This window comes from Chamaesiphon sp. (assembly GCF_041738855.1).
GTDB lineage: Bacteria > Cyanobacteriota > Cyanobacteriia > Cyanobacteriales > Chamaesiphonaceae > Chamaesiphon.
Window position 1 is genome coordinate 1 of the sequence record NZ_JBGSPA010000048.1, and the last position, 4,812, is coordinate 4,812.

Sequence of the window (4,812 nt, forward strand, 5' to 3'; positions counted from 1 at the left end):
AATGACCGCTAATTATCAACAAGCAGAGCTTATTGATAATAATTTATGAAACACTTAGTTTTTGAGGATTGGTAGTGATTGGCTCAAACACAGTCAGGTAATTGATTTGATGATGAGGCTAGCCTCATCGAACTCAGGTCAGTAGTAATGCTCGATGCTAGTGCCGATAAGTCAGTAGGAGAAATTTATAATCCAAGCCTCAATCGCAATTTCAATCTTAGATTCGATTGTCATAGTATCGAGGCGGATCGCCTGATCGAAATTTCAGACTGTGGAGTTACCGCAATTATTAAAATTCCAGCTTATGATAATTTGCACTTTGAGAATTGGATTGAGAATATCGAGATCGACAGGCTGGACATACCAATCTATTATTGGCATATTAATAGCGGATACGATCGATTATCCACTAAGATTATCAAAGTATTTAACACTCATTTTTTCATAGTTGACAATGAATATTACCTTAACAGCTTAAATGGAGACAAGTATGAATATCGAGACATTAAAAGGTTGTCCATGCAGAAATTTGGAATTTCACCAAAAGATACTAGAGAAATCGAACTCACAAAAAAGAGTTTAATAGACCTAACTTTAGATATGCCCACAATATCTCGCACCCGAATTCATCGTTTTCTTCACACAATTTTTATTAGCATAGAAGAATCGATCGCATGAGCCACTTCCGACTGGTGGCTTTAGGCATACTCCCTTCCCGCCATAAGACTATAGATTGACTGAGATCGATTGCAATTGTTGGCTTTCAGCGGATCTAAATCACATTTTGCGACTAAAAGGCTCTGCAATCTGGTTTGGATGATTAAATGTCAATCTTTAAGTTAAGATCTATTGAAAATATTACTTAAAAATACAAAAACAAGATAATATCGATCTTATTCGATCGGTGCAGCATTTACTATTCTTATGACTCGTCCAACTATTATAGCTTTTTGGATTAATGCTTTTATTCCTCGCGACATTTTTGGCTTAACAAGTACGGTAGCCAGCGGTCAATATGCCAACCAAACAAAAATCGCTGGCCCTTTGGCTATTAGCGATTGCTTTTTGACAGACCAAAGAAGTTTCGATAGCGGTCGTCGGGCATCTTCACGCCTTCATAGTGAAGGCGTACTATATATTGATGGCGATAATCTGCTCTTAAATCAGTCGCATCGTTGCGATCCGACTGTAGAAATAGATTGCGAAGATGGCAGTGAAGAATGCAAGCAAAGTGCAGACACTAGCAGAATGAACCTGTCATTAATGACATCAACGATCGCTGATAATAAAGCAATAATTTCTGTCGATCTAGCCGCCAACAATCCTTGCTTTTTCGGCTCTCCCGATATCGATGTCAAAGGAGAAATCATTGTTGATTTTGTAGCAGAAAAGATCTCGTTCGCGGGAAAAGTCGAGCCTTTTCCGGCATTTGAAGCTTATGTAGCGATCGATTCAAATAGAGTCCAGGCACTATTTCAAATCCTACCACTACCAGGTAAAACTCCCGCAGACTTATTCGGCCCGCCCAATCGACCGATTGCTGGCTCGGTTCCATTTGCCTAATTCTAGATAACCAGAGAGATCGCTCGCCGATCGCTCTGGCTGGTTAAAATTCCGAGTCTCAGCCCAAGATCTGAGCTTCCATCGGTTGAAGATTGACTCTGACCCTGCGGAAACGATTCCGCGAGGTAGTGGGGTCGGGAGCGGTCGGGGAGCTAGCGGTGGAAAACAGCACGTCCCATCGTTTGCCATCTTGGTGCAAATTAGCATCTACCGCCACAAAAATGTTGATGGGATTCCGAGTATCGGTATTAGCTACGACCAGCACCTCGCGATCGTTGAGAATCCGCGAGAAGGCGATTATCCCTCCAGGATTGTTAGAATAGCCAAAATCAATGCCATCGCCGCTACAAACTCGAAAATATTGACGACCGTAGCGGAGTGCTGGTTGGCGATCGCGTAGTTGGCTCAATTGGGAAATGGTTCTAAACAAGTCATTACTAGTCGAAAAAGCAGCGGGTCTGCCCCAAAGGGTGCCACGGGAAAACTCGCGCACACCGCCGCGTCCTTCTAATCCCTGCTCGGTACCGTAATAAATGCAAGGTACGCCCTGCATCGATAACAAGCAAGTCAGCGCGACTTGAGTTTGTGCGGGAAAAGCACTGTTATGGAAACGTTCGTTGAGATCGTGATTGTCGAGAAAGGTGACGTAGTAGCGACCCGCATCCCCGCGAGAGCTAATAATTCGTCTGAGTACCTGCTGGCGGTAGTCAAAATGGCCTGCCAACGCGCTCGGCGAAGCAAAGCCTTTAACCGCATCGACCAAGCGTTGCCGCATGGGGAAGTCGATCGCCGCATCGACCCCGATCGCATCATCATTAATTTGAGTGTTGCGCCCGACAAAGCGGGCGATTTGAGCCTCGTCATCACTCCAAATCTCCCCAAAGGTGAAGAAGTTTTTCTTACCGATCGACAGTGCGTATTCGCGCATCGCGTTCCCAAACACGCGAGCGAAGTCGGGTTCGACATATTGCAAGGTATCGATCCGAAACCCATCGAGATCGAACTTGGCAATTAAATATTGGCAGGCGCGAATGAGATGATTTCTGACTGGATAATTATTATTGGTTGTGTCTAAATATGCGCTAACGATTTCCTTGAGCCGACCGAAATCGCCTTGGGTGAGATCGTTGGGGTTATTATCGCCGCGACGACGAAAATAATCGTTGCGCTGAAGCTCTTGCGGCCACACCCCCTCTGTCGGTAGCAAGCCAGGGATATTGCCGATATCCGGTCGCTCGCCCCGCGCCCGCCCGCTCGCATCCCGCCAAAAAATTTGATATTCGGGCAGTTGCGCTTTCCACGGTAAGGAATCTTTCATCCCCTCATAATTAAACAAGTCGCCGACGTGGTTGATGACGATATCGAGAATGACGTAGATTCCTAAAGCGTGGGCGGCATCGACCAATGTGCGAAATTCGCGATCTGCCACAGTCGGATCGTTTATTGCTGCATTGATATCGGTGCAGAAGCGCGGCTCGATTCGCAAAAAATCTAAAGTAGCATAACCGCCATAATAGTCGGTAAACCATTGGGGGTTCATCGATACGGGCGAGAGCCAGATCGCCTTCACTCCCAATTGTTGCAAGTAGGGCAATTGCTGTCTGATGCCCTCAAAATTACCGCCTTGGTAGGGCAGAAAGTCAAGCGCGGTCGAGCGGGGTGGGTTGACGGGATGATTGAATCGATCGACCAGTAAAAAGTAAATCCAACAATCTCGCCAGTCTTCTGGAGATGGAAACATCGCCCCTGGGTTTCTAAGTACGCTCTCAACAGCGGAATCGGATAACGATCTAACCATAACCTGATATTGCGAGCCAAGCTCTGTAATTGTTTGATTTCAATATCGTATTGTATTATTGTTTCAAGGTCTGTCGCATTGGCGACTGTAGGCGAATACATGATAGAAGTTTAGGTTTCAGCGGAGATCGACGACATCAAATTCTTTTTAGCAAGTTGGGCATACTTTTTGACTGTATCATAGGGCATTTTCAGATCGGCGGCGATCGATCTCAAGCTATCGCCCATTTCCTGCCGAGCGATAATCTGCGCCCACAATTTAGCCGATTTACTGGCACGTTGTCCGCCCTGGCGGATCTTGAGATCGAGGAAAATGGGTTCTAATTCTTGCTCTCTAACAATAATGAGTTCGGCTCTGGCGGCGACAATGGCAGTTTTGTCAGTTATTTTATGCCCAGAGGTGATACCAATAGGCGAACCGAATGCTTCACTCCAACCCAATCGAGTTTGCCCCAAACCAAAAGTAACCTTGTGTCCGGTTTGAAAATAGGGCGCGCAGGCGACGAGAGCGCGGGCTAATTGAGAGTATTCGAGGTGTCGCTGGGCTTGGGTAGTTAATCCTAATTGGATCGAACCGATAAAACCCGTAACCGAGCCAATCTTACCTGCTTGAACTTTGCTCGATCGAATGTCGTGGCGGAGAATGACGATACAGTCATTAACCCAATCCAAAAATTCATCTTGGTCGAACGGTTGCGGGGAAAAGTAGTTCCAGCGGCGGAGATAGCTCTGGAATATGTTTTCGGGAATCGGCAAGGGCATGTGATTTTTGCGCTTGCGGAAACTGGTGGGGCTGGTAAAGGTGAGTTCCAGGGGGCGATTATCGGTAGCCGCTTGCTGCCAAATCTTGGTGTAGGTCGTCGGTGGTAAGACAAGCTGCCAATCGGTAATCCGGCAAGTAGTGGAATTGAGGCGAAGAGTGGTAGGGGGTGCGGCTAACCACTCGCGGCACCAGTCGCATAAGGGGATGGAAAGAGCGGTAATTTGCCACTGGTACGATCGATTTTTACTCAGCAATAATTGTCGATCGATCGTCGGGATATCGCCAGCGAAGCCAGAGATAGTAAAGGGTTTTTCCTCTTGTCCGTCGTGGAGTTGTTGGGAGAGGGTGGGGTTGGTGCTGCGAACTCGATCGAGGAACCAACCGTGGAGGGCGGTGGCATACTGGGGACGCAGGTAGAAGTCGGATTGTGGCTGGAGGGTAATAGCGATCCCCAGAAGTTCGGTTTGGGGTGGAACGTGCGGGTAATTCTGGCTGAGATCGACCATTATTAAAATTCCCCTTAGGGGATGGAAAGCGATATTGCAGATCCTACTAACCTGAGTTCGATGAGGCTAGCCTCATCATCAAATCAATTACCTGACTGTGTTTGAGCCAATCACTACCAATCCTCAAAAACTAAGTGTTTCATAAATTATTATCAATAAGCTCTGCTTGTTGATAATTAGCGG

Annotated in this window: 4 protein-coding genes; 2 read left to right on the plus strand and 2 right to left on the minus strand. The window is 46.6% G+C overall.

Annotated features, from left to right (window positions below):
- Positions 1-147 precede the first annotated feature (147 nt).
- A complete protein-coding gene (locus tag ACEW9I_RS05345) occupies positions 148-678 on the plus strand; it encodes a hypothetical protein (RefSeq protein WP_373539326.1) in 531 nt (176 codons plus the stop codon).
- Positions 679-924: 246 nt separating this feature from the next.
- The gene (locus ACEW9I_RS05350; protein ID WP_373539327.1) at positions 925-1,563 is read left to right on the plus strand and encodes a hypothetical protein; all 639 of its coding nucleotides are present in this window, start codon (positions 925-927) and stop codon (positions 1,561-1,563) included.
- Between the two features lie 58 nt (positions 1,564-1,621).
- On the opposite strand, the gene ACEW9I_RS05355 is transcribed toward ACEW9I_RS05350, so the two are convergent.
- Together ACEW9I_RS05355 and cas6 are read right to left on the minus strand one after the other, a co-directional pair.
- Positions 1,622-3,304 (minus strand): alpha-amylase family glycosyl hydrolase, encoded by a 1,683-nt coding sequence (locus ACEW9I_RS05355; RefSeq protein WP_373539328.1) that lies wholly within the window; start codon positions 3,302-3,304, stop codon positions 1,622-1,624.
- 167 nt (positions 3,305-3,471) lie between these two features.
- On the minus strand, positions 3,472-4,629 hold the full coding sequence (gene cas6 / locus ACEW9I_RS05360; RefSeq protein WP_373539329.1) for a CRISPR system precrRNA processing endoribonuclease RAMP protein Cas6: 1,158 nt from the start codon (positions 4,627-4,629) through the stop codon (positions 3,472-3,474).
- Between the last annotated feature and the right edge of the window lie 183 nt (positions 4,630-4,812).

Excerpts from the sequence above, each read along its gene's own strand:
- ACEW9I_RS05355 (WP_373539328.1), bottom strand. The coding sequence starts at position 3,304 with ATGTTTCCATCTCCAGAAGACTGGCGAGATTGTTGGATTTACTTTTTA.
- ACEW9I_RS05350 (WP_373539327.1), top strand. The coding sequence starts at position 925 with ATGACTCGTCCAACTATTATAGCTTTTTGGATTAATGCTTTTATTCCT.
- cas6 (WP_373539329.1), bottom strand. The coding sequence starts at position 4,629 with ATGGTCGATCTCAGCCAGAATTACCCGCACGTTCCACCCCAAACCGAA.
- ACEW9I_RS05345 (WP_373539326.1), top strand. The coding sequence starts at position 148 with ATGCTCGATGCTAGTGCCGATAAGTCAGTAGGAGAAATTTATAATCCA.